Origin of the sequence: Lysobacter sp. FW306-1B-D06B, from assembly GCF_038446665.1 — a bacterium.
Lineage (GTDB): Bacteria > Pseudomonadota > Gammaproteobacteria > Xanthomonadales > Xanthomonadaceae > Lysobacter_J.
In genome coordinates this window covers 670,098-692,495 of record NZ_CP151802.1, presented here as the reverse complement: position 1 = coordinate 692,495, position 22,398 = coordinate 670,098, and the positions used below count along the sequence as shown (strand labels likewise).

The following is a 22,398-nucleotide window of genomic DNA, read 5'->3' as shown; positions in this document are numbered from 1 at the left end:
GGGCGGGCATAATGGCCCGAAGTGTAGCGCCGCCTCCCGATTGCGACCACACGCCACCGTATCGACGATACTGGAAGCCATGACTTCAGCGCAGACCGTTCCGCCCGCTCCGCCCGCCGCCCTGCACGTCCTGGGGGCGTTGGCCCTGGAGCTGCGCGGCGACGCGCCCGTCGCCCGCCAGGCGCTGGCGCAGAACGAGGTCGGCGCCCTGGCGGAGCTGATCGCCCGCGATCTGGCCGGCTTCGTGCCGGAAGCCGCGTCGCTCGACCTGATCACCGTCGGCGCCCATTACGACCCCGTCGAACTGCTGCGCCCGGGCTGGCCGCTGCACCGCGAACTCGACCAGCTCGCCGCCCGCGCACCGCGCGCCGGCGTCGCGCCGGAGGCGGGGCGGGTCATCGCGTTCGGCGCGCACGAGGCGCAACTGCCGGGGGCGCTCACGCCCTCACCGGACCATCTGGGCGGCCCGTTCCGGCTGGTGCCGTTCGTGCTGGGCGGCAGCGAGGCCGTCACCGCGCGCGTGGGCGAGGCTTTCGAGCGCGAACTGCTGGAGCGCGGCATGGCCGGCGCGGCCACGGCGCTGGCGGCGCAGCAGGCGTTCGGCGTGCAGGTCGAACATGCGCGCTACCTCACCGTGCACGACCTGGCCGCGATGATGGCCATGCAGTACGACCACGCCGGCCTGGCGCCGCTGTGGCCGCTGCTGGAAACGGCGTTGCTGCAGCCGGAGGGCGAGCACTGGCTCGACGCCGTGCCCGAGCCGCTGGTGCACTACGCCGACGGCGAGGCGCGCATCGCGATGTTCGAGCCGCGCGCGTGGAAATCGCGCTACGCCACCGAAGCGCCCTGCGACACGCCGGAGTGCCGCAGCAAACTGGAAGCGCAGCATCGCCATTTCCAGGCGCGTCAGCGCCAGATCGCCGCGGTGCTGGGCGCGCATGGGATTCCGGTGAACTTCGTGCATTGCACGGATGAGGGGCGCTCGGCGTTGGTGTGAGGTGGCGCAGTGCGTTAGTGTTCGCGCGCGTGGTGCGTTAGCTCCACGCCGTGCTGCGCGCACCAGTGCGACAGGTACAGATCGAAAGCGCCCGACACCACGACGACGGTGTCGCCCTGTTCGCGATGCCATTGCAGGCGCGTCATCGCCTCTGGCCGCAACGCGGCGGGGATGATCTCGCGCGCGAACCGTTCGCCGGCGTCGCTTAGTTCGTGTTGCGACCGTCCGCGAAATGCGTAGGCGACGATGCACGCGCGCGTGATGCGGCCGTTCACCAGGCCCAGCTTGTAGCCGATCACCAGCGGCGCCAGCAGCACACGTCCGATCGCCAGCCGCCGCGGCGTCACCGCGAAACGCATGAAGTCGGGGAACAGTTCGCGGTCGGTAAGCGTGCCGTCGAAGTCGAACAGGGCGAGGTTCATCGCGTCGTGCATGGCGTGCGGGCAAGCGCGGGAGCTTACGGGGTTCGCGCGGGCGGCGGACGGGATCGCGATGCGCGAAGTTCCCATCGCACCTACGCCCCGCGATCTCCCGACAGTTCTTCCGTCGCACGCCGATCGCCCGCGCTGGCGCGGGCGGCGACGATGCTGAAGACCACGATGCCCAGCACCACCAGCACCGCGCCGCCGAGCGCGCGGCCCTGCGGCCATGCCTCGCCCAGCCACAGCACGCCGATCAGGGTGGCGAACAGGATTTCCGCCGCCTGCATCGCTTCGGCTGCCGCGAGCGCGGTCGGGTTGTTGCGCACCATGCCGGTGGCCTGGAAGAACAGCACCGTCGCGACCACTCCCGCGCCCAGCGCCACGCCGGCGGCGAACGTCACCTGCCCCAGCGGCGGCGGCCCGACGTGGACCAGCGTCGCGGCGGCGACGGCCCACCACATCGGCTGGCTCGCCAGCGTCATGCCGAACACGCGCTGCGTCGCGTTGAGTTCCACGCCGCTGCGCTCCAGGTGCAGCAGCAAGCCTCGATTGCCGAGCGGGTAGGCGAACGCCGACACCGCCACCAGCACCAGCGCGATCCAGCCCGCGCGGTCGAGCGAACCGCCGCCGTGGCCGAACTGCAACAACAACACGCCCGCGACCACCAGCGCGCCGGTCGCCAGCGCCGGCAGCGGGATGCGCGCGCGCTCGTCGCGGTAGAGGAACGGCGCGCACAACATCCCCGCGATCACCGTGAGCTGGAACGTGCCGGCGATCAGCCACGACGGGCCGCTGGCGGCGGCGTAGCTCAGGCACAGGTAGAACAGGACGAAGCCGACGCCGCTCCACAACAGCCACGGCCCGGGATGGGCGCGTATCGCGCGCCACACCGGCGCCACGCCGCCCTGCCAGGGCATCACCGGCAGCAGCAAGGGCAGCGTGATCAGGTAACGCAGGCACGCGGTCCACGCCCAGTGGCCGCCTTCCACCGCCGCCGCGCGATTGAGCACGTAGGTGCAGGTGAAGAAGAACGCCGAAGCCAGTGCGATGGCGACCGCCGCCAGCGCGGTGCGTCGTGCGTTCACGAGCGCTTCCGCACCGGGATGCCGTGCGCCGGAACGCGCACTTCGTCCACGCCCCCGACCCGGATCGGCGTGCCCGGCTGCGGGCCCCAGGCATGGGCGTAGATCACTTCCCACGTCGCCGGCAGGCGGCCATCGCGACGCCAGGGCTCGTACCCCTCCGCCGCGCGCGCGAAACGCGCGCGCCCGGTGAGGCTGCGCCGGCGCGAGGTCATCGCGTTGGTCGCGCCGAGCGTGCGCAACTCGCGCATCAGGCTGCCCAGGTCCTCGTGGCCGAGCACGAACTCGTCGCGATCCAGCACCGGATTCTTGAAGCCCGCCGCGATCAGCGCATCGCCGAACTGCGCGATGGAGGCGAACGGACTGACGTGCGGCGCGTTGTCGGCGTGGGCGAAGGCGTCGCGCAATTCGTGCAGCGTGTCCGGGCCGAAGGTGGACACCAGCAGCAGGCCATCGGGCTTGAGCACGCGGCGGAAGCCGGCGAACACGGCCGGCAGGTCCTCGACCCACTGCAGACACAGGTTGGAGAAGAGGATGTCGACGCTGGCATCGCGCAGCGGCAGCGCGCGTGCATCGGCGCACAGCCAGTCAGGGCGACGCGCGACGCCCGGCAGGAAGGCCGGCAGCCAGCCGCCTGCGTGCGTGCGTGCCTCGCGCAGCATCGGCGCGGCGAGGTCCAGTCCGATCACGTGCGCCTTCGGCCAGCGCTTCTGCATGGCGGCGACCGAGTGCCCCGGGCCGCAGCCGACATCGACGACCAGCTGCGGCGGCGCGCGGTTCAGCGCGGGATCGTCGAGGTAGTCCAGCTGTTCCATCAGGCGCGAGGCGACTTCGCGTTGCAGCGCCGATGCATCGTCGTAGTGGTGCGCGGCGCGCGAGAAAGCGCGGCGGACCTGGCGGTGGTCGAACATGTCGGTCATGGATTCGAGCCCCTTCCGCCGCTTGCGGGGGAAGGTTGGGATGGGGGAATCGCAGCGGAAGCGTGGTCGGCGAAGCCGCCCTCACCCCGGCCCTCTCCCGCGTGCGGGAGAGGGGGAAGGGCCTGCATGAAGGTGTCGATCTCGCGCGCCACTTCGTCGGCCGCGCCGAGGAACGGCGCGTGGCCTGCACTGGCGATCACGACGCTGCGTGCACCGGGCGCCATCGATGCGGCGGCGGGCATGGCGCCGGAGGGAATCAGGCGGTCGCGGCGGCCGGAGATCCACAGGCTCGGCACGCGCAGCTGTGGCAGGTCGTCGCGCAGGTCCAGGCGGTCGAGCAGGAGCAGGCCTTCCTGGAGCGCGCGCGGCGCGGGCTCGCCGCGCTCGAAGGCCTGCGCCTTCAGGCTGCGCAGTTCTTCCTGCGCGTAGCTGGAGCCCAGGGCCTCCAGTGCGAGGAAAGCTTCCAGCGTGCCGCGGAAATCACGCTCGAGCGCTCGGCCGAAATCGCGGAACAGGTTGGGCGTCACGCCGTGCGGCCAGTTGTCTTGCGTCACGAAGCGCGGCGAGGAGGCGATCATCACCAGCCCGCGCACTTCTTCGGGGAAATCCAGCGCGGCGCGCAGCGCGAACTGCCCGCCCAGCGACCAGCCGAGCCAGACCGCGTCGGGCACGCGCGCGACCAGCTGCGCGGCGAGCGCTTCGGGCACCAGCGGCGTGGTGTCGTCGCGTGCGCGGCCGTGGCCGGGCAGGTCGATCAGGTGGAGCGTGTAGCGGTCCTGGAGGCGTTCGACCAGCGGCGCGAACAGGCCGCCGTGCATGGCCCAGCCGTGGAGGAGTGCCAGCGCGGGACCCTGCCCGCGCGTTTCGATGTACATGGGGTGCAGCCGATGGGGGATGGGGGAAGCGGTGTTTCCGCGGGCGGTCTCTCAGGCGCCGCCGCCGTCCCGGGCAAGGCCGGCCAGCACCGCCAGTGCGTCGTCGCGGCGATCGGCCGCGACCAGCAGGTGATCGTGGTGGAAGCCGGCGAGCACATTGCAGGGAATGCCGTGCCGCGCCAGCGCGGTGGCGAAGGCGGCGGTCAGACCGACCGCATCCAGCGCCGAATGCACGCCCAGGGTGAGCCAGGCGGCGCGGAAATCGTACGGCAGCCCGCGCGTGTCGGCGACCTCGCAGGGCAGCACGTAGGTGATGCCTTCGTCCTCGCGCACCATGCCGTGCGCGAGCGCGGCCAGTGCGGGGTCGGGTGCCGGGCGCGCGACGAAGGCGTATTCGCCCTCACGCGCCGTCGCGGTCAGCGAGGCGAGCAGGCGCGCGAGGTCGCGCTCCCCGCTCATCGCCCCAGCGCGACCTGGCGCGGGGCCGGGTCGGTCAGCCCCAGGCGGATGCGATCGCGCGCCTTCGCCAGCGTCTCGACCAGGCCGTCGACATCGGCCACGCCGTGCAGCGCCGAAAGCGTGACGCGCAGGCGCGCGCGGCCTTCGGGCACGGTCGGCGGGCGGATCGCGGCGACCCAGTAGCCGGCCTGTTCGAGCGAGGCGGCCAGCGTGAGCGCGGTGGCATCGTCGCCGCAGATCACCGGCTGGATCGGCGTCTGCGAATCCATCAGCTCCAGGCCGGCGCGCTGGGCGCGTTCGCGGAACCGGCCGACGAGTTCGTCCAGCTTGCCGCGGCGCCAGTGTTCCGAGCGCGCCAGCTTCACCGCCGCCAGCGAGGCGGCGGCCTGCGCCGGCGGCAGCGCGGTGGTGTAGATGTAGCTGCGCGCGGTTTCGGTGAGATGGCCGATGAGGTCGGCATCGCCGGCCACGACCGCGCCGTAACCGCCCAGCGCCTTGCCCAGCGTCGCCAGTTGCAGCGGCACGTCGGCCACGCCGAGCTTGTTGGCCGCCACGCTGCCGCGACCGTCCGGACCGACCACGCCGATGCCGTGCGCGTCGTCCACGTACAGCAGCGCCTTCTGCACGCGCGCCACCAGGGCCAGTTCGCGCAGCGGGGCGATGTCGCCGTCCATGCTGAACACGCCGTCGGTGGCCAGCATCGCCAGGCCCTCGGGCATGCTGCGCAACTGGCGGATGGCGCCTTCGGCATCGCCATGCGGATAGCGGCGCAGGCGGCAGCCGGCCAGGCGCGCGGCGTCGATCAGGCTGGCGTGGTTGAGGCGGTCCTGGACGCAGACGTCGTCGTCGCCCAGCAAGGCCTGCACCACGGCCAGGTTCGCCAGGTAGCCGCTGCCGAACAGCAGCGCGCGCGGCGTGCCGAGCCATTCGGCGATCTCGCGCTCCAGAGCGTCGTGGATCTGATGATGGCCGCAGACCAGGTGCGAGCCGACGCCGCCGGCGCCTTCGCGCGAGGCCGCGTCCTGCAACGCGCCGACCACGGCGAAATGCTGCGACAGGCCGAGGTAATCGTTGCCGCAGAAATTCAGCAGGGAACGGCCGTCGACCAGGCAACGCGCGCCGTCGCGCAGCGATACGGTGCGGCGAACGCGCACGCGCGAGGCGGCCTCGCGTTCGCTTCGCGCGGTCTGGATGCGCTCACGCCAGCCGGGCCGGCTCATGAGCGCACCGACGAGGCATCACGCGGCGCAGCTGTGCGCCGCTTCGACGATGTCGGCATGGACAGTCTCCCCCTGTTCAACGACGGGCATCGGACGCAAGCCCAGTCGGGCAAACAATGCCATATCGCGTTCGGTGTCGGGATTACCGGTCGTCAGCAATTTCTCGCCGTAGAAGATGGAATTTGCGCCGGCGAGGAAGCACAGCGCCTGCAATTCGTCGCTCATCGACTCGCGGCCCGCGGACAGGCGCACCATCGAACGCGGCATCAAGACGCGCGCAACTGCGACGGTGCGCACAAATTCGAAGGGATCCAGCAGCTCGGTGCCCGCCAGCGGCGTGCCTTCCACCTGCACGAGGCGGTTGATCGGCACCGAATCCGGGTGCGCCGGCAGGTTCGCCAGCGTTTGCAGCAGGCCGGCGCGCTGGTCACGGTGTTCGCCCATGCCGACGATGCCGCCGCAGCAGGTCTTCATGCCGGCGTCGCGCACGTGCGAGAGCGTGTCCAGGCGGTCCTGCATCTCGCGCGTGTGGATGACCTGGTTGTAGAACTCCGGCGCGGTGTCGAGGTTGTGGTTGTAGTAGTCCAGCCCCGCGTCCTTCAGCGCGCGCGCCTGGTCCGACGACAGCATGCCCAGCGTGGCGCAGGTCTCCAGGCCCAGCGCCTTCACTTCAGAGATCATGGCGGCGACCTTCGGGATGTCGCGGTCCTTCGGCGAACGCCAGGCCGCGCCCATGCAGAAGCGGCTGGCGCCGGCGGCCTTGGCCTGGCGGGCCTTCTCCAGCACCGCCTCGGTGCTCATCAGCTTCGTCGCTTCCACGCCGGTGTGGTAACGCGCGGCCTGCGGACAGTAGCCGCAGTCCTCCGGGCAACCGCCGGTCTTGATCGACAACAGGGTGCTGACCTGGACCTGCGCCGGGTCGAAGTTCGCCCGGTGGACGCTGGCGGCCAGGTGCAACAGCTCCGGGAACGGCAGGTCGAACAGCGCGCGGACCTCGGCGCGGGACCAGTCGTGGCGCGGCTCGACGGCGGGGGTCTGGCTGACAGCGGTCATGGGGGAATTCCGACGGTTTCGGCGTGACAGGTCGGGCAGTCTGGAAACCATGCCGAACCCTGTCAACCAAACGACTGCGCATGGAGTTTACGGACGCTGGCGTCGTGCGACCGAACGCCTTGCGAACCGACTGCTGCCGCCGTCCTGCCTGATTTGCCGCGAACGTGCCACCAACGGCATTCAACTGTGCGAACCGTGCGCACAATCGTTGCCCGAGAACGCCGCGTCCTGCGGCCGTTGCGGCCTGCCGTTACCCGTCGAACACACGCTGTGCGGCGATTGCCTGCGACGCCCACCGCCACAGGCCGCGACGCGGGCGGTCTTCCTCTACCGCCCGCCGCTGGACCGCCTGCTGCCACGGGCGAAGTTCCACGCCGACCTCGCCAGCCTGCGCCTGCTGGCCGCGCTGATGGCGTCGCGCGTGGGCACGGCGGACCGCCCGCAGGCGCTGGTGCCGGTGCCGCTGCACCGGGGACGCCTGCGTCGACGCGGCTTCGACCAGGCACTCGAGCTGGCCCGGCCGCTGTCCCGGCACCTCAGCCTGCCGCTGCGCGACGACCTGCTGCGACGCGGTCGCGCGACGTCGGCGCAGACACGGCTGGACGCAGCTGCCCGTCGCCGCAACGTGCGCGGGGCGTTCGAGGTGCGGCACGGGGTCGCGCTGCCGGCGCATGTCGCGCTGATGGATGACGTCATGACCACCGGCGCGACGGTGCGCGCCGCAGCGACCGCGTTGCTGCGCGCAGGCGTGGCGCGGGTGGATGTGTGGGTGTGCGCGCGGGTGCCGTGAGCGCGCTTTTCCCTTCTCCCCTTGTGGGAGAAGGTGCCCCCGAAGGGGGCGGAAGAGGGGGCGCGCGCAGCGCGTGCTCTTCAGCCGCCCCACCCCTCTCCCTGGCGGCCTTCGGCGGCCTGTCCTTCTCAGCCCTGTACTCCCTTCGGTCGCCGCAAGGGGGAGAGGGTCTGCTGTTGTGGTCTTGCGTCTACGGCTTCACCGGAATATCCGCCTTCGCCCGCGCGCCCGAGCCGATGATCGCCTCGGCCCGGATCTCCATCGGCGCGCCCTTGGAGAACAGCGCCGTCGTGCCAACGGCGGTCCAGGCCGGGTAGTGGTCCTTGAAGAACTCGCGATGCACCTTCAGCACCGGCTCCACGCGCGTGCGGAATTCCTCGTGGTCGCGCGCGACGTGGAAGCTCTGCAGCTCCACCACGTCGGCCATCGTCGCGCCGGCCTTTTCCAGGTGCGCTTGTAGCTGCTGGAAGGCCCAGCGGATCTTCGCTTCGTCGGTCTCGCCCTCGCTGGCGGGAATGCCCGAGACGATGACCCGGTCGCCCACGCGCAACACCGGCGTGTAGTGCAGGCCGTGGTACGAGCCCTCCCAGCCGGCAGGGGCGAGGTGTTCGCGCGTCGGCGCGGTCTGCGCCAGGACGGGGGCGGCGAGGCAGAGCAGGGACAGCGACAGGCACAGGCGACGCATGGCGGACTCCGGCGCGGGCGAAGTGCCGATTCCAGCACAGCGCACCCGCCGCCGCGCGGGTCGAACGGGCCGCTGGGCGCATTTGCGCGCGGAATGTCGGCAAACGCACAACGACCGCGCACACGCAGCGTTCACGCCGCGGCGACCGGGCGGGCTTCACGCTCCCTTCGCGCCGGCGCGAGCCGGTCCTTCATCCCGTCACGGAGGTCGTCATGAGCGCAGGACTGTTCGCAAGCCTGGGACGCAGCTGGTGGGTGCTGGTGCTGTACGGCGTGGTCGCGGTGGTGTTCGGGATCGGCGCCTTCCTGTGGCCGGGCAAGACAGCGGTGGCGATCGCCTGGGCGTTCGGCGTGATGGCGATCGCCGAGGGCGTGCTCAGCCTGATCGCACTGTTCAGTCGCGACATTGCCGTCTCGAAGGGCTGGCTTGCGCTGTACGCGCTGCTGTCGCTGATCTTCGGCGTGCTCGCCGTGAGCAATCCGGTGGCGACGGCGGGCCTGTTGCTGCTGTTCCTGGCCGCGTGGCTGGTGGTGGCGGGGATCTACCGCATCGTGCTGGCGATCCGCATCCGCAAGGAAGTCACCGGCGAATGGATGATCGCGCTGAGCGGGCTGCTGGCCATCGCGCTGGGTGCGCTGTTCGTGGCGCGGCCTGCCGCCGGGCTGGTGACGGTGGCGCTGTGGATCGGCGTGGCGGCGCTGTTCTACGGGGTGCTGCAGATCATCGCGGGCTTCCGCCTGCGCCGGCTGGCGAAGGCGCTCTGAGCGTTACGGCGCCGGCGCGCGCGTCGCGAAATCGACCGCGATGCCGGCGAAGACCGCCAGCCCCACCCAGTGGTTGTGCAGGAACGCGCGGAAGCACGCCGTGCGTTCGCGCGTGCGCGCGATGACGAATTCGTAGGCCACCAGCGCCACGGCCGCCGCGAACCCGATCCAGTAATAAGTGCCCATGCCGGCGCGCTGCCCGACCAGGACCAGCGCGATGAAGAACAGCGCGTAGAGCACGCCCTGCGCGATCAGGTCCATGTCGCCGAACAGGATCGCCGTGGACTTGCTGCCCATGCGCAGGTCGTCCTCGCGGTCGACCATCGCGTACCAGGTGTCGTAGGCCGTGGACCACACGATGTTGGCCACGTACAGCAGCCACGCCACCGCCGGCACTTCGCCCTGCACCGCGGCGAAGCCCATCGGGATGCCCCAGCCGAAGGCCAGCCCCAGGTAGACCTGCGGCAGGTGCGTGTAGCGCTTGAGATAGGGGTAACTCGCGGCCAGCAGCACGCCGATGAAGCTCATCAGGATCGTCAGCCGGTTCATCGTCAGCACCAGCGCGAACGCCGCCAGCATCAGCACGGCGAACAGCACCAGCGCCTCGCGGCCGCGCACCGCGCCGGTCGCCAGCGGCCGGCCCTTGGTGCGCTCCACATGCGGATCCAGCCAGCGGTCGGCGTAGTCGTTGATGACGCAGCCGGCCGAACGCGTCAGCCACACGCCGGCGCTGAAGACGAACAACGTCCACAGCGGCGGCACGCCGCCGGCCGCCAGCCACAGCCCCCACCAGGTGGGCCACAGCAGCAGCAGCCAGCCGATCGGACGGTCGCCGCGCACCAGCTGCCAGTACAGCGCCAGTCGCGTCTTCCACGGCGGGACCATCGGGGTTTCGAAGCGTTCGTAACTCATTTCACGCAGGACATTTGCAGGAGCGGGGGCGATCGGCGCCGGCACCGCGGGGGAACTGAGAAGCCGTGGCAGCACGCCAGCGCGCTTTGTCGCTAGAATGCCAGCCCCGTGTGATGCGGCGTGATCATCCGATCAGGCCAATCGCCGGGATCTCAGCCAGGCGCCCGTAGCTCAGCCGGATAGAGTAGTGGCTTCCGAAGCCATTGGTCGGGGGTTCGAATCCCTCCGGGCGCGCCATTCCCCCATCTTCGGGTGCGGGAGCGGGCTTTATACTGGCGCGCGGCCGCCCACCGGCGGCCGTTTGTCGATGGCTTCGCGTGCCCAGGCGGGCGCGCCATAGGGTGGGTTTGTGCGCAATTACGACCTCGAATTCCTGAAGAAATTCTCGATGGTGATCGGCTTCCTGATGCTGGTCACGCTGGGCCTGATCGTCGCGGCGATCGTCGTCCACGGCCAGATCCCGCAAGAGGTCAACCCGGACGCCGTCAAGCGCACCGAGCAGCGCATCGCCCCGGTCGGCGCGGTCTACGCCGGCACCACCGGCGCCGCCGCCCAGCAGGCCGCTTCCGCCGCCGCTGCGGCCAAGGCCGCCTCGCAGGTCGCCTACGGCGGCACGACCGACGGCTCGGTGATCTTCAACAACCTGTGCACCGGCTGCCACACCTCCGGCGCCGGCGGCGCCCCGACGCTGGACAAGGCCCACTGGGCCGAGCGTCTGCCCAAGGGCGTGGATACCCTGCACAAGCACGCGATCGAAGGCTTCACCGGCACGGCCGGCGTGATGCCGCCGAAGGGCGGCAACCCGGCACTGACCGACGAGCAGGTCATCGCCACGGTCGACTGGATGCTGGCGAACCTCAAGTAAGCCGGTCCTTCGGGTCTGTTTCGATCAACGCCGCCTTCGGGCGGCGTTGTCGTTTCTGATCTTCGATGCGCTGAGCGCTTCGGCCCCTCCCCCTGCAATAGACAGGAGAGGGAGCAGCACCCGTCACGATCCGCTCGCGATAATGCGCGCCTTTCCTCCGGCGAGCCCGCCATGCCCCTTACCGCCTTCCCGCTGCGACCGGTCCTGCTGCTGGCGCCCTGCCTCCTGGTCGCCTGCTCGACGACGCCCGTGGCGCGCGACGTCCTGCCCATCGGCGCCGTGCAGGGTCACGAGGCACGCAGCGCGCTCGTGGGCCAGACCGTCACCGTCGACGGCGTCGTGAACGCACTCGGCGACGGCGGCTGGTACCTGCAGGACGGCGGCGACGGCGACGACGCCACGTCCGACGGCCTCTTCGTCCGGGACAACAGCACGGCCGTGACGCCGGGCGACGTCGTCCGTGTACGCGGCACCGTCGCCGAACTCGATGCCGGACGCGGCACGCGCACCGCGCTGGTGGATGCGCGCGTGCACCGCACCGGCCACTCACTCCTGCCTCCCGTCGCCATCGACACCGCCCCGGCGGACTGGGAGCGCCTGGAAGGCATGCACGTGGCGTTCCGCGCGCCCGCACCGTTGGCCGACAGCGGCGACCTGGCGAAGAACGGTCGCGTCCTGATCAGCATCGGCGAGCGCCCGTGGCAGCCGACCGAACGCCACGCGCCGGGCAGCGACGCCTACCGCGCCCTCGTCGCGAACAACGCGCGCCGGAGCCTGTGGCTGCGAACGGCCGACATCCAGTGGCCGCAAGGCCTGGCGCAGGCGCGCACCGGCAGCGTCATCGAAGGCCTCACCGGCGTGATCGACCAGGACGAGAAGGGCTACGTGCTGCGCCCCACCGACACGCCGGCGCTGCAACCGGCCGCGCGTCCGCAGGCGCCGGCCGTTCCCGGCACGCTGCGCATCGCCGCGCTCAATCTGGAAAACCTGTTCAACGGCGACGGCCGCGGTGGCGGATTTCCGACCCAGCGCGGCGCGCGTTCGGCGCAGGAGCTGCAGGCGCAGCTGGCCAAGCACGTGGCGGTGATCGACGGCCTGAACGCCGATGTCGTCGCGCTGATGGAACTGGAGAACGACGGCTACGGCGCGGACTCGAGCATCGCCGCGCTGGTCGCCGCGCTCGATGCCGGCGGCGACACCTGGCGCTTCGTCGACGCCGGTGCGGGCCCGGGCGACAACCCGATCCGCGTCGGCCTGATCTACCACGCCGACCGCGTGCGCCCCATCGGCAAGCCGAAGGTGCTGGAAGGCGGCCCGTTCGGTCCGGAAAGCCGCGTGCCGCTGGCCCAGGCGTTCGTCCCGCTGAAGGCCGGCAAGCCGCGCGGCCGGGCGTTCGTCGTCGTCGCCAACCATTTCAAGTCCAAGGGTTGCAGCAACGCCAATGGCGAGGACCGCGACCAGCGCGACGGCGCCGGTTGCTACGACGCAACGCGCACCGAGTCCGCGCGTCGCCTCGCCGCGTGGCTGGCCACCGACCCGACCGGCCACGGCGCGAACACCCTCATCGTCGGCGACCTCAACGCCTACGCCCAGGAGCGCCCCGTCCGCACGCTGCGCGAGGCGGGCTGGCGCGACGCCTTCGACGTGGCCGGCGTCGAGCGCCCGTACTCCTACGTCTACGACGGCCAGCTCGGCCGACTCGATCACGCGCTGCTGAGCCCGGCGTTTGCGCAACGCCTGCGCGGCGCGGCGGAATGGCACGTCAACGCCGACGAGCCGGACGCCTCGGGCTACCGCGCCGGCGGCGTCGGGCCGTGGCGCAGTTCCGACCACGACCCGCTCGTGCTCGGCTTCGACCTCTAGCCGCGAACGCGCGCGGCAACGGGCTCTGAATCCCCCACCCCGTATCATGGCCGCATGAACCAGCCCGCCTTCCCGACCGACGCCACCACCACGCTGATGCTCCACGGCCCGGCCGGCGCGCTGGAGACCATCGTCGAAGCCGCCGAAGCGCCCGTGCGCGACGCGGTGGCGATCGTCTGCCATCCGCTGCCCACCGACGGCGGCACGATGCACAACAAGGTCGTGACCATGGCCGCGCGCGCGCTGCGCGAGTCGGGCATCGCGACGGTGCGCTTCAACTTCCGTGGCACCGGCGCGTCGGAAGGCAGCTTCGACCAGGGCCGCGGCGAAGCCGACGACCTGCGCGCCGTCGCCGCCTGGGTGCGCGCGCAGCGCCCCGGTGCGCGGTTGTGGCTGGCCGGCTTCAGCTTCGGCTCGTACATCACGCTCAAGTGCGCCAACGAACTGCACCCGGCGATGGTGATCTCCATCGCCCCGCCCGCGGCCGGGCGCAGCTGGGACTTCAGCACCATCGTGCCGCCGCAGTGCCCGTGGCTGGTGATCCAGGGCGAGAACGACGAGATCGTCGATCCGCACGCGGTGTATGCGTGGATCGATTCGCTCAAGCTCGCCCAGCCACCGGAGCTGGTGAAGATGCCCGAGACCAGCCACTTCTTCCATCGCCGCCTGATGGACCTGCGCGGCGCGATCAAGAACGGCATCAAGCCTTACCTGTCGCCCCCGATGGACGTCGCGGCCGAAGGCCGCTCCGAAGTCCCTCTCCCGCCTGGCGGGAGAGGGGGGGACCGTTCGCAGGGCGAACGGTGGGGTGAGGGCGAAGACACCGGTAACGCATGAACGCCCGCATCGAAACGGACGCCGCACGCGCGTCCGCGCCTTCGGCCGTCTACGCCGCCGGCGTCGCACGCGGCGACTGGAACGAAGACCCCGCGCAACGCCCCGCGCTGCGCGAACTCGACCGCATCCACGCCGCGTTGCTCGCGCCGCCCAAGCGCGGGCTGTTCGACGCGCTGCTGGGAAGGAAGCCCGAATCGCCGCGCGGCCTGTATCTGTGGGGCGGCGTCGGTCGCGGCAAGACGTTCCTGATCGATCTGTTCTTCGATGCGCTGCCCATGACGGATGTTGCGGCTGCAAGCCGCACCGACGCCCCTCTCACGCCCGGAGAGGGCGACCGTTCGCAGGGCGAACGGTGGGGTGAGGGAACGGGTAGAAAGCGCCGCACCCACTTCCATCGCTTCATGCGCGAAGTGCACGCCCAGCTGCGCACGCACGCCGGCCAGAGCGATCCGCTGGCGTCCATCGCGCGCGAATGGGGCCGCGACCTGCGCGTGCTGGTGCTCGACGAATTCTTCGTCAACGACATCGGCGACGCGATGCTGCTCGGTCGCCTGCTCGAACGCCTGTTCGCCGAAGGCGTGACGCTGGTGACCACCTCCAACACCGAGCCGAAGAACCTCTACAGGGACGGCCTGCAGCGCGCCAGCTTCCTGCCGGCGATCGCGCAGATCGAGCAGCACTGCAAGGTGCTGTACCTGGACAGCGCGCAGGACTACCGCCTGCGCGCGCTGACGCGCTCGCCGGTGTACCGCGCGCCGCTGGACGCAACGTCCGACGAATGGCTGCGCGAACGCTGGAAGGAGCTCACGGCGACCTGCCCGCACGAGGACGGCCCGCTGGTGATCGACGGCCGCGAAATCCCCGTGCGCGCGCTGGCCGAAGGCCACGCCTGGTTCGACTTCGCCGCGCTGTGCGAGGGCCCGCGTGCGGCCAGCGACTACATCGAGATCGCCACCGAGTGCCACACCGTGCTGGTCGGCGGCATCCCGCTGTTCGACGGTCGCAACGACGACCCGGCGCGTCGCTTCGTGCACCTGATCGACGAACTGTACGACCGCCACGTCAACCTGGTCTGCACCGCCGCCGCCGCGCCGTCGTCGCTGTACGTCGGCAACAAGCTGGCGCATGCGTTCGAGCGCACGGCCTCGCGCCTGATCGAAATGCAGTCGGCGCAGTACCTGGCGCGGGAGCACCGCGGCTGACGCCACGCCCCGATCGCGCTATCGTCGATGGACGATCGTGATCCTTAAGGGGAAGGGCATGTCGGACAATCCGTACCAGGCGCCGCAGTCTTCGCGCGGCGGCCTCACGCTGGGCGAGCAACCGCTGGTGTTCGCGCAGACACCGCAGCAACGAAACGCCGGGCCGACCGGGCTGGGCGGCTGGCTGATCGTCATCGCCATCAAGCTGGTGATGTCGGTGATCGTGAACTTCATGGTGCTGCGCACGCAGCACATCCCGGCCTTCAGCAACGGCGTGTGGGAGCAGATCACCACGCCGGGCAGCGGGCTCTACGATCCGCTGCTGGGGCCGGTGTTCCTGTACGAGGCGATCGGCAACGGCGTGTTCCTCGCCGCCAGCCTGGCGCTGCTGGCGATGTACTTCATGAAGACGCCGTCGTTCCCGCGCTGGATGATCGTGCTGCTGGTGGGCAACGTGGCGTTCCTGGGGCTGGACGTGTACCTGACGATGCAGATCCCGCACCTGCGCGACGGCGCGATGGGCGGCGTGCGACAGGTCATCGGCGCCTGCGTGGCCGTGCTGATCTGGGTGCCGTACCTGCTCGTGTCCAAGCGCGTGCGCAACACCTTCGGCCGGACGCCGCCGCCGGTGCCGCGACGCGAGCCGCACTGGGAAACGCGCGCCGACGAGCCCGCGACGCCCTGATCCGGCCTACACCACCGAACGCCGCGCGCTGCGACCACGCAGCGCGGCGAGCACCGCGTAGATCACCACCAGCGCCGTCAGCGACAGCGCGATCGCCAGCCATTCCTGCGCGCTGAGCGTGGCGAGGATGGCGGCCATCGTCAGCACGGCGATGGCGGGAATCAGCCCGCCCGCCGGCAGCACCAGCGGTTCGCCCACGCCGCGCAGGCCGATGCGCTGCACGCGCCAGGCCGACACCGCGACCGCCGCGAACACCAGGCAGATCGCGCCGCCGGAGATCAACGCCATCGTCTCGAAACTGCCCGCCACCGCCAGCGCCGTGGCGATGCCCGCGTGCGCGAGCAGCCCGAGCACCGGCACGCGATGGCGCGCATCGACCACGCCGAACATGCGCGGAAGGAAGCCGTCGCGCCCCAGTGCGAACAGCAGACGCGAGGACGAGAAGAGGTTGCCCATCAAAAATCCGAGCATCGACACGCAGGCCGTCGCCAGCAGCAGCGCTCGCGCGGGCGCCCAGATCGCCCCGCCCGCATCGGCCACCGGTGCCGCGCTGCCGGCCAGGTCCGCACCGAGCGCGCCCTGGCACACCGCCTGGATGCCGATGTAGAGCAGCACCACGATGACGATCGCGCCCAGCGTCGCGCGCGGCACATGGCGAGCCGGGTCGCGTACTTCGCCGGTGGGCACCAGCGCGGTCTCCATGCCCGCATAGGCGAACACCACCAGCACCAGCGACGACCCCAGCGCCGCCCAGGACGGCACGTCATCGATGCGCAGGCTGATCTGCGACCCGTCGAGGAAGAACATCCCCACCGCGGCGAGCACGAACAGCGGCGTCAGCTTCAGCGTGGCGAGCGCGACGATCATCCGCGCGCCCAGCTTCACCCCGAACGCGTTGAGCGCGAACAGCAGGCCGTAGACCGCGGCGATCAACAGCGCGCGTGGCGCGGCTGGCGCGAGTGCGGGAAACGCGTGCGCCAGTTGTCCCGCCAATGCCGCCGCGACGCCCGCGCTGGAGGTGACGTTGCAGATCCACATCAACGCCCCGGTGAGGAAGCCGGCGAACGGCCCGAAGCCCGCGCCGACATAGGTGTACGGCCCGCCCGTCGCCGCAGCGCGCGAGCCCACCGCGGCGAAGCAGAGCGCGATCGGCACGATGGCCACCGCGCCCACCACGAAGGCCAGCGGCGCCGCCGGCCCCATTCGCGCGAGCAGCAGCGCCGGCAGCATGAAGATGCCGGCGCCGACGATGATGTTGATGATGGACGCGCCGAGCTGGAACGGCCCCAGCGCACGCACGAGCGCGGCGTCGCCGCGCAGGGGGACTCGGGAGGGCGAACCGGCGTCCTCGGTCATGCGGCGTCCGCGGGGCGAAGATGGGCCGAGCGTGGCATACCGGTGCGCGGTCGTCACCTACGTTCTTGCGGGGTCTGCGGCCGGCGACGCATGTTTGCGCTAACACCGATGCCGATGCACCGAAGCGCCCGATGAGGCCTCGCCAGCCAGGCGAGGGCCGGGTCCAGGCCGTCATTCCTTCCGCCGTGTCACGTCATTCCAGCGAAAGCTGGAACCCATTTTGATCTGCCTCCGGCACGCGTCGCGCCTGCTTTCGCCCTACGCATGGAGCGCAATCGCTTGCGTCCATCCAACCTCGTGCGAGCCCTTCGAACGCCTACTTAGATCGCCTGCAACAAGCGCCAGACCACGGCGCGGCCGTCCAGCGGCGGCAAGGTTTCGCCTTCGGCGAATGTGCGCTCAACTTGCGGTGCGTCCTCGCAGCGCCAGCGGCCCGCGCGCGGGCATGGCTTGCCGGACGCTGCGGAGAACGCCACGCCTTCCTGCCAGACCCAGATCGCCACGTTGCCTTCGTGCAGCGGCAACGGTTGATTGAGCTCGACGCGGCAGCGCACGTCGGCATGGTCTTGCTTCAGCCACAAACCCGCGCGTGGTGCGGGCAGCCCGGTGTGGCCCACGATGACAGGCACGGGCGACTGGTCTGCTTCCCAATGCCAGGTGATGTGGCCTTTTGCGGGAGTCGTGTCGAGCGTGGGCAGCGTGTCGCCGATCAGGAAGTAACGGCGTTCATCGTGCAGCGCAGGTGTGGACCACCAGCCACTGCGCGGGCAGGGCTCGCCGGCCGTGGTTGGCGCGGGCGACGTTCCACCGCGCAAAGCAAGACGTGCAGCTTCGGGGGAGCGTTGCGGCTGGCTGCGTGCGTAGTCGGCCAGATCTTTGGGATAGACGATCTCGTCGCGGTAGCTGGTGTCGTCGATGTTGTAGAGGTATGAAAGCGCAGCCGCTTCCATGGTCCAGTAGCCGACGTAGGTGGTCATGCCGTCGTCGTCTTCGCGCGCGTGTTTGTTCCAGAAGCCGGAATAGCCCTTCATGCTTGGGTACCATGCCTTCACGTAGGCGCGCATGCCTTTCTCACGCTTGCCAGCGGTGTCCTCGATGATGGCGTCCATCGCGAGGTGGTAGGGCTCGTTCCACAGCCACTCGTCCACTTCGGGGCGGTCGGGCAGATAGGGCTTGATCAATTCCTCGATGACAAGGTCGGAGCCGTCGTACTCGCTACCCGCAATCAAGCTATGGATACGCGGAATGAGATCTTCGCGATGGAGAAGCACGGCAGCAGATAGCAGATTGACGTAGTCGACATACGTGTCCATCAACTCGCCATCCCACAACCGAATTGCGTCGTAAAACGCGGCGTCTGGTGTGTCCTCGTAGGCATCCACATAGCGCTCATACGCTACGACTATGGGTTCGAGCTCCTGCGCTAGGAGATGCAGCGGCTCGCCAGCAGTCTGGCGAAGGCTCCATATCCACCAAAGATTGTCGGCTATGGTTCTCTCACTCCCGGCCAGCTCCTCCTGTGCTTTCACGGCACTTCTACCTTCGCCCAACTCCCGTACCCAGTCCTGCACGAATGGTACGGTCTTTATGTACCTGGCCTCGTCCAGAAAGATCTGGCGACGCCGATCTCGAAAGCTACTCATCACTTGCCCCTCCCGCGATTGGTGCGCTGTCTGCTTGGCTTTGCCACGCCTTGTCGTGCATAGGTCTGTTCTGCCAAAACTAGATCGGCGTCGCCGTACTTCTTGAAGACTTCGTGGCTTGCGTGTTCTGGCGCATGCTTCTGTGCCGCCGCTGGCTGCGCCACAAGTCCCTCCTCCAGGATCCTGCCAAGCGCGGTCAGGTGCGAGCCAGCCTGAAGCGAAGTAACCAGCTCGGCGCCGGTGTGTCGTGTCGGTTCGGAGATGCCCCGTCATGCCCCGATGGATGGCCGGTGCGGTTGGCCGGCGCCGGCGCATCGTGACGACTCGGCGATGTGCCGTGATCGGCGGTTCCCTTGCCACTGGTCCCACCGCCATGGCCGGAGCCTCCCTTGCCGCCCGCACCACCGCCGTGACCACCGCCATGCGTCACGCCCGCATGCGGCGAATGACCACCACTGCGACGCCCGCCCGTACCCGCACGCGCCACGCCCTCTTCACCCAAGCGCATCGCGATCGCCGCCGCGTCCTCGCCCAGCATCTCTTCCAGGAAGCTGCGCATCTGCGCCACTCCCTGCCTGATCGGCGCATCCAGCTTGCCGCGCATCTGGCGCATGTTCGTGGCGATGCTGCGTGCCTTCGCTTCCAGCGATTCGGGCAGCCACCACACACCCGAGCCGATGTAATCCAGCATCTCGATGCAGGCGTTCAACGCCTGGTTGCTCAGCGTGATCGCCTGCGATGTGTAACCCACCCAGTTCAACTTGCGGATCCAGCGCACCGCACCGCCCTTGCCCACGCCGAGCATGCGCTCGACCATGTCCACGCCCGTGCGAAGGCCGGTCTTGGCCAGACGCCGCTCCTTCCACAGCGGCTTGAAGACCGTCTTGAACGCGCTGCCGATCTCCGGAATCACGCCGAACGCGGCGAATCCCAGGCTCATGTGGTCGTCGATGGTCGCGTGCGCGAAGCCGCCCTTCTTGTTGATGCGGAACAGGCAGGCCGACACGTCGCGCGCGTCCATCACCTGATCCACCACCGGAATCAGCGAGATCAGGCCGCCCACCACCATCGCCGACGTCGATGCGTCTTCGCTGAAGTCGCCCAGGATCAGGTCCGTCACGAACTTCTCGATGTCGTCCAGCGTGCTCATTACAGATCCTCCCGGTAGTACGTGCGGGGCTTGCGCTCGTGCCCGTTGCGTCGCAGGGCTTCCATTTCGCGTTCCAGCTCCGTGCGGGCGGTGGCCTGGATCGAATCGCGTTTGTAGTCGGGCTCCGGTTCGGCTTTGTCCGGCGTCCAGGTGCGCGGGTCTTCGCCCAGCTCGAGCTTGTAGGCGAACGGCGGCGCGTTCTCGATCAGCGCATGTCCCTTCTCATCCAGCTGTCCTTCCAGAACCGTTCCGTCCTCGAACAGCAGCCGATACGGCGCGCGGGCGATGGGTTGGAGATCGTCGTAGTGGTAGTTGAGCTCGATGGGATCGCCGAGCAGGGCTTCGCGTGGCGTTCCCAGCATCTGCAGCGCGTTGCCCTCGCCGTGGCTTTGGAACGCCACGGGGCCCTTGAGCACGTGCTGCAACCCTTCCAGCGTCACGCCATCGCGATTGATGGTGATGGTGCCGCCCGGACCGCGCAGGACGAACGTTTGCGATGCGGACAGCTCAAGAACCTGCGTGCGGTGCGTGATGCGCTCGCCGGCTTCGATGTCGATTCGTCCGGACACCTTGTGTTCGTAATGCCCGCCCGTCTCGGCCCTGCGATCGGTGGCGGTCTTCTCGGTGCGGACGTTGCCGACGTCTTCGATCAGGTCTTTCGCCACGGTGAGCTGGCGACTTCTTCCAATGCCGATCACGTGGTCGCGACCCAGCGTTTCGCGCCGGTCCTGGCCGATGCTCAGGGTCTCGTCGTTGCCGACGGTCTCCTTGCGATCGTGGCCGATGGCGATCGTTTCGTCGTTGCCGACGTCTTCGCTGCGGTCGTGACCGATCTTCGTTGTCTCGTCATGTTCGACGACGATGTTCTGGTCCTTCTGCGCGTGGACGAAGATCTCTTCCTGCCCGGCTTCATCCTCGAAACGCAGCTCGTTGTAGCCCTCGCCCTTGTGGGTTTGCGTCTTGAACGTGGTGCGCGTCTTGTGGCGCGGGAGCTCGTAGGGCGGGCGGTTGGCGGCGTGGTACGCGCGGCCGGTGACGATGGGCTGGTCGGGGTCGCCTTCGAGGAATTCGACGATGACCTCGTGGCCGACGCGGGGCAGCGCCATGAAGCCATACAGGGTGCCGGCCCACCCCTGCGACACCCGGATCCAGCAGGTGGCGTTCTCGCGCGGTCCCTGGCGGTCCCAGGGGAACCAGACCTGCACGCGGCCGTGTTCGTCGCAGTGGATTTCCTCTTTGTCCGGACCGACGACGTGGGCGATCTGCGGGCCGTCCACCACGGGACGCGGTGCGGGCTCCGGCTTCCAGTCGTAGTGGGCGGGGGCGACAGTGGCCTGGTAGGAATAGCGGTTGCCGTGTTCGGCGCCGGCCGCGTCGGCTTCCTGGCTAACCGCTTGTTCACCGATGTGGTGCATCGAGACCACGCGCCAGCGGTCGTTGAACTTCGCGTTCGGATGGCCGGTCAGGGCGAAGGCCAGGCCTGGCCACAGCCGGGCATCGTCGCCCTCGATGCGGGCATGCTCGGCGGCGTTTCTCAGCCCTGAAAGCTTGGCGCGCGTGAACGGCTTTCCGGCCTCGTCGCGCTTGTAGCGGGCGGCGTAGTCGTAATGCTCGTAATCACCGACGGCGCTTTCCGCCGTCCAAGCCTTCGCTTCGTGCTGGAGGTCGTAGCGCGGATTGTGGAACGTGTACTCGCGCTGGGTGATGCGCGTGGGCGCGAGCTGGCGGCGATGAGCGAAGTGCCAAAGATGCGGGCCGGGCGCGTCACCCGCCGGGGCCGGCTGATAGAGGACGGGGCCGTCGAGGATCGGCGCGCTGTCGATGCGATCGCTCAGCACGACCGTCGCCCGGCCGTCGCAGCCCTGGTTCCAATGAACGATGCCTTCCTCTGTGGCGAGGCGGTGGAAGAATACGGAATCGGCTTCGCGGTACTGCACGCAGTACTGACGAAGCTCGTGAACCCCTGAGAAGGCCGTGCGCGTATCGAGCAACCGATGCTCCTTGAGCAGCGTCGCAAGTACCTCGGGTGCGCTGACCTGCTGGAAAATGCGACTGCCGTAACGAAGCCCAAGCCGCGCCAGCGGCGACTCGACGACCGCCCGGTAACGTGTGGCGTGGAAGCCCGACTCGTCCTGCTCGAATGCGGTGACCAGGCCGACCACGGAGCGCTCCACGACGCCATCGCGCGCGATGGCGAAGGTCGCCTCGCGGTCCAGCAGCATCGTCGCGTCGACGGAGCCGTTGAAGCTGGACAGCTCCAGCTCAAGGCGGAAGGGTTGCGAAACCCCTTCGGAAAGTGCGAACCGGACGACGTCGAACGCGACATCACCGGCTTCAAACGAGAACGAAACTTCCGAATTCCGAGCCATGACAGACCATCCAATGGTTTGAAGCCCGTCAAGTTCGGTCGTGCCTGCGAGCACCGTCCATACGACTATTTCGTGAGGGGGGCGGGGCGCGCTGCCGGCATTGGGGCGGAGTCCGGAAGGAGTGCGCTCGAGACCGGGGCCTGGACGTCGCCACGGCGCCGTGCACGCCGCCGTCGCGACGTTCAGCCAGGCCCCTCTACGATCCTTCCGTCGATGACCACCAAAGCGAACCGTCCATGGCACGTGCCC

19 protein-coding genes, 1 tRNA gene and 2 pseudogenes are annotated in these 22,398 nt (G+C 69.5%); 9 read left to right on the top strand and 13 right to left on the bottom strand.

Features of this window, described 5'->3' with window-relative positions; translation table 11 throughout:
- Window positions 1–79 precede the first annotated feature (79 nt).
- On the top strand, window positions 80–997 hold the full coding sequence (locus AAFF32_RS03145; RefSeq protein WP_342316467.1) for a hypothetical protein: 918 nt from the start codon (window positions 80–82) through the stop codon (window positions 995–997).
- 14 nt (window positions 998–1,011) lie between these two features.
- Here the strand turns inward: AAFF32_RS03145 and AAFF32_RS03140 are convergent, their stop codons facing one another.
- From AAFF32_RS03140 to bioB, 7 genes and pseudogenes are all read right to left on the bottom strand, one after another.
- Entirely contained in the window at window positions 1,012–1,431 is a 420-nt protein-coding gene (locus AAFF32_RS03140; RefSeq protein WP_342316466.1) for an HAD-IB family phosphatase, read from the bottom strand.
- Between the two features lie 80 nt (window positions 1,432–1,511).
- The gene (locus tag AAFF32_RS03135; RefSeq protein ID WP_216965065.1) at window positions 1,512–2,504 is read right to left on the bottom strand and encodes a multidrug resistance efflux transporter family protein; all 993 of its coding nucleotides are present in this window, start codon (window positions 2,502–2,504) and stop codon (window positions 1,512–1,514) included.
- Entirely contained in the window at window positions 2,501–3,421 is a 921-nt protein-coding gene (gene bioC, locus AAFF32_RS03130) for a malonyl-ACP O-methyltransferase BioC (RefSeq protein ID WP_342316465.1), read from the bottom strand. Before bioC ends, AAFF32_RS03135 begins: the two co-directional genes overlap by 4 nt.
- Before the next feature lie 113 nt (window positions 3,422–3,534).
- Window positions 3,535–4,296: pseudogene (bioH, locus tag AAFF32_RS03125) on the bottom strand (pimeloyl-ACP methyl ester esterase BioH); the annotation flags it as partial.
- A gap of 51 nt (window positions 4,297–4,347) precedes the next feature.
- On the bottom strand, window positions 4,348–4,755 hold the full coding sequence (locus tag AAFF32_RS03120; RefSeq protein ID WP_216965071.1) for an ACT domain-containing protein: 408 nt from the start codon (window positions 4,753–4,755) through the stop codon (window positions 4,348–4,350).
- On the bottom strand, window positions 4,752–5,975 hold the full coding sequence (bioF, locus tag AAFF32_RS03115) for an 8-amino-7-oxononanoate synthase (RefSeq protein WP_216965073.1): 1,224 nt from the start codon (window positions 5,973–5,975) through the stop codon (window positions 4,752–4,754). The genes AAFF32_RS03120 and bioF overlap by 4 nt, the downstream gene beginning before the upstream one ends.
- 18 nt (window positions 5,976–5,993) lie before the next feature.
- Window positions 5,994–7,028 (bottom strand): biotin synthase BioB, encoded by a 1,035-nt coding sequence (gene bioB / locus AAFF32_RS03110; protein WP_216965075.1) that lies wholly within the window; start codon window positions 7,026–7,028, stop codon window positions 5,994–5,996.
- Window positions 7,029–7,158: 130 nt separating this feature from the next.
- On the opposite strand from bioB, the gene AAFF32_RS03105 reads away from it, so the two are divergent.
- The gene (locus AAFF32_RS03105; RefSeq protein WP_342317209.1) at window positions 7,159–7,818 is read left to right on the top strand and encodes a ComF family protein; all 660 of its coding nucleotides are present in this window, start codon (window positions 7,159–7,161) and stop codon (window positions 7,816–7,818) included.
- Between the two features lie 190 nt (window positions 7,819–8,008).
- On the opposite strand, the gene AAFF32_RS03100 is transcribed toward AAFF32_RS03105, so the two are convergent.
- Window positions 8,009–8,503, bottom strand: a complete 495-nt coding sequence (locus AAFF32_RS03100) for a Rid family hydrolase (protein ID WP_342316464.1) — start codon at window positions 8,501–8,503, stop codon at window positions 8,009–8,011.
- 212 nt (window positions 8,504–8,715) lie between these two features.
- Between AAFF32_RS03100 and AAFF32_RS03095 the strand changes: the two genes are divergently transcribed.
- Window positions 8,716–9,267: a DUF308 domain-containing protein gene (locus AAFF32_RS03095; RefSeq protein WP_216965079.1), complete on the top strand. Its 552-nt coding sequence runs from the start codon at window positions 8,716–8,718 to the stop codon at window positions 9,265–9,267.
- Window positions 9,268–9,270: 3 nt separating this feature from the next.
- On the opposite strand, the gene ubiA is transcribed toward AAFF32_RS03095, so the two are convergent.
- Entirely contained in the window at window positions 9,271–10,179 is a 909-nt protein-coding gene (gene ubiA, locus AAFF32_RS03090; RefSeq protein WP_216965081.1) for a 4-hydroxybenzoate octaprenyltransferase, read from the bottom strand.
- Window positions 10,180–10,339: 160 nt separating this feature from the next.
- Here ubiA and AAFF32_RS03085 point away from each other — a divergent pair.
- The 6 genes and pseudogenes from AAFF32_RS03085 (at window position 10,340) to AAFF32_RS03060 (ending at window position 15,631) form a co-directional block, all read left to right on the top strand.
- Window positions 10,340–10,416 (top strand) — tRNA-Arg (locus tag AAFF32_RS03085).
- Window positions 10,417–10,528: 112 nt separating this feature from the next.
- Window positions 10,529–11,044, top strand: coding sequence for a c-type cytochrome (locus tag AAFF32_RS03080; protein ID WP_216965083.1), 516 nt, complete (start codon window positions 10,529–10,531; stop codon window positions 11,042–11,044).
- A gap of 171 nt (window positions 11,045–11,215) precedes the next feature.
- Window positions 11,216–12,907, top strand: coding sequence for an ExeM/NucH family extracellular endonuclease (locus tag AAFF32_RS03075; RefSeq protein WP_342316463.1), 1,692 nt, complete (start codon window positions 11,216–11,218; stop codon window positions 12,905–12,907).
- A gap of 54 nt (window positions 12,908–12,961) precedes the next feature.
- A pseudogene (locus AAFF32_RS03070) lies at window positions 12,962–13,621 on the top strand (alpha/beta fold hydrolase); the annotation flags it as partial.
- 119 nt (window positions 13,622–13,740) lie between these two features.
- Window positions 13,741–14,946: a cell division protein ZapE gene (gene zapE / locus AAFF32_RS03065; RefSeq protein ID WP_342316462.1), complete on the top strand. Its 1,206-nt coding sequence runs from the start codon at window positions 13,741–13,743 to the stop codon at window positions 14,944–14,946.
- Between the two features lie 58 nt (window positions 14,947–15,004).
- The gene (locus AAFF32_RS03060) at window positions 15,005–15,631 is read left to right on the top strand and encodes a DUF2569 domain-containing protein (protein ID WP_216965091.1); all 627 of its coding nucleotides are present in this window, start codon (window positions 15,005–15,007) and stop codon (window positions 15,629–15,631) included.
- 6 nt (window positions 15,632–15,637) lie between these two features.
- Here the strand turns inward: AAFF32_RS03060 and AAFF32_RS03055 are convergent, their stop codons facing one another.
- The 4 genes from AAFF32_RS03055 to tssI all read right to left on the bottom strand — a co-directional run bounded on the left by AAFF32_RS03055 (window position 15,638) and on the right by tssI (window position 22,392).
- A complete protein-coding gene (locus tag AAFF32_RS03055) occupies window positions 15,638–16,987 on the bottom strand; it encodes an amino acid permease (protein WP_342316461.1) in 1,350 nt (449 codons plus the stop codon).
- 320 nt (window positions 16,988–17,307) lie between these two features.
- Window positions 17,308–18,516, bottom strand: coding sequence for a PoNe immunity protein domain-containing protein (locus tag AAFF32_RS03050; protein ID WP_342316460.1), 1,209 nt, complete (start codon window positions 18,514–18,516; stop codon window positions 17,308–17,310).
- Between the two features lie 310 nt (window positions 18,517–18,826).
- Window positions 18,827–19,780: a hypothetical protein gene (locus AAFF32_RS03045; protein WP_342316459.1), complete on the bottom strand. Its 954-nt coding sequence runs from the start codon at window positions 19,778–19,780 to the stop codon at window positions 18,827–18,829.
- Complete coding sequence (tssI, locus tag AAFF32_RS03040; protein ID WP_342316458.1) at window positions 19,780–22,392, bottom strand: type VI secretion system tip protein TssI/VgrG; 2,613 nt, start codon at window positions 22,390–22,392, stop codon at window positions 19,780–19,782. The genes AAFF32_RS03045 and tssI overlap by 1 nt, the downstream gene beginning before the upstream one ends.
- Window positions 22,393–22,398 lie beyond the last annotated feature (6 nt).

Bases quoted from the DNA above. Each gene is read 5' to 3' on its own strand.
- AAFF32_RS03145 (WP_342316467.1), top strand. From the start codon at position 80: ATGACTTCAGCGCAGACCGTTCCGCCCGCTCCGCCCGCCGCCCTGCAC.
- AAFF32_RS03140 (WP_342316466.1), bottom strand. From the start codon at position 1,431: ATGCACGACGCGATGAACCTCGCCCTGTTCGACTTCGACGGCACGCTT.
- bioC (WP_342316465.1), bottom strand. From the start codon at position 3,421: ATGACCGACATGTTCGACCACCGCCAGGTCCGCCGCGCTTTCTCGCGC.
- AAFF32_RS03120 (WP_216965071.1), bottom strand. From the start codon at position 4,755: ATGAGCGGGGAGCGCGACCTCGCGCGCCTGCTCGCCTCGCTGACCGCG.
- bioF (WP_216965073.1), bottom strand. From the start codon at position 5,975: ATGAGCCGGCCCGGCTGGCGTGAGCGCATCCAGACCGCGCGAAGCGAA.
- bioB (WP_216965075.1), bottom strand. From the start codon at position 7,028: ATGACCGCTGTCAGCCAGACCCCCGCCGTCGAGCCGCGCCACGACTGG.
- AAFF32_RS03100 (WP_342316464.1), bottom strand. From the start codon at position 8,503: ATGCGTCGCCTGTGCCTGTCGCTGTCCCTGCTCTGCCTCGCCGCCCCC.
- AAFF32_RS03095 (WP_216965079.1), top strand. From the start codon at position 8,716: ATGAGCGCAGGACTGTTCGCAAGCCTGGGACGCAGCTGGTGGGTGCTG.
- ubiA (WP_216965081.1), bottom strand. From the start codon at position 10,179: ATGAGTTACGAACGCTTCGAAACCCCGATGGTCCCGCCGTGGAAGACG.
- AAFF32_RS03075 (WP_342316463.1), top strand. From the start codon at position 11,216: ATGCCCCTTACCGCCTTCCCGCTGCGACCGGTCCTGCTGCTGGCGCCC.
- zapE (WP_342316462.1), top strand. From the start codon at position 13,741: ATGAACGCCCGCATCGAAACGGACGCCGCACGCGCGTCCGCGCCTTCG.
- AAFF32_RS03060 (WP_216965091.1), top strand. From the start codon at position 15,005: ATGTCGGACAATCCGTACCAGGCGCCGCAGTCTTCGCGCGGCGGCCTC.
- AAFF32_RS03055 (WP_342316461.1), bottom strand. From the start codon at position 16,987: ATGACCGAGGACGCCGGTTCGCCCTCCCGAGTCCCCCTGCGCGGCGAC.
- AAFF32_RS03045 (WP_342316459.1), bottom strand. From the start codon at position 19,780: ATGAGCACGCTGGACGACATCGAGAAGTTCGTGACGGACCTGATCCTG.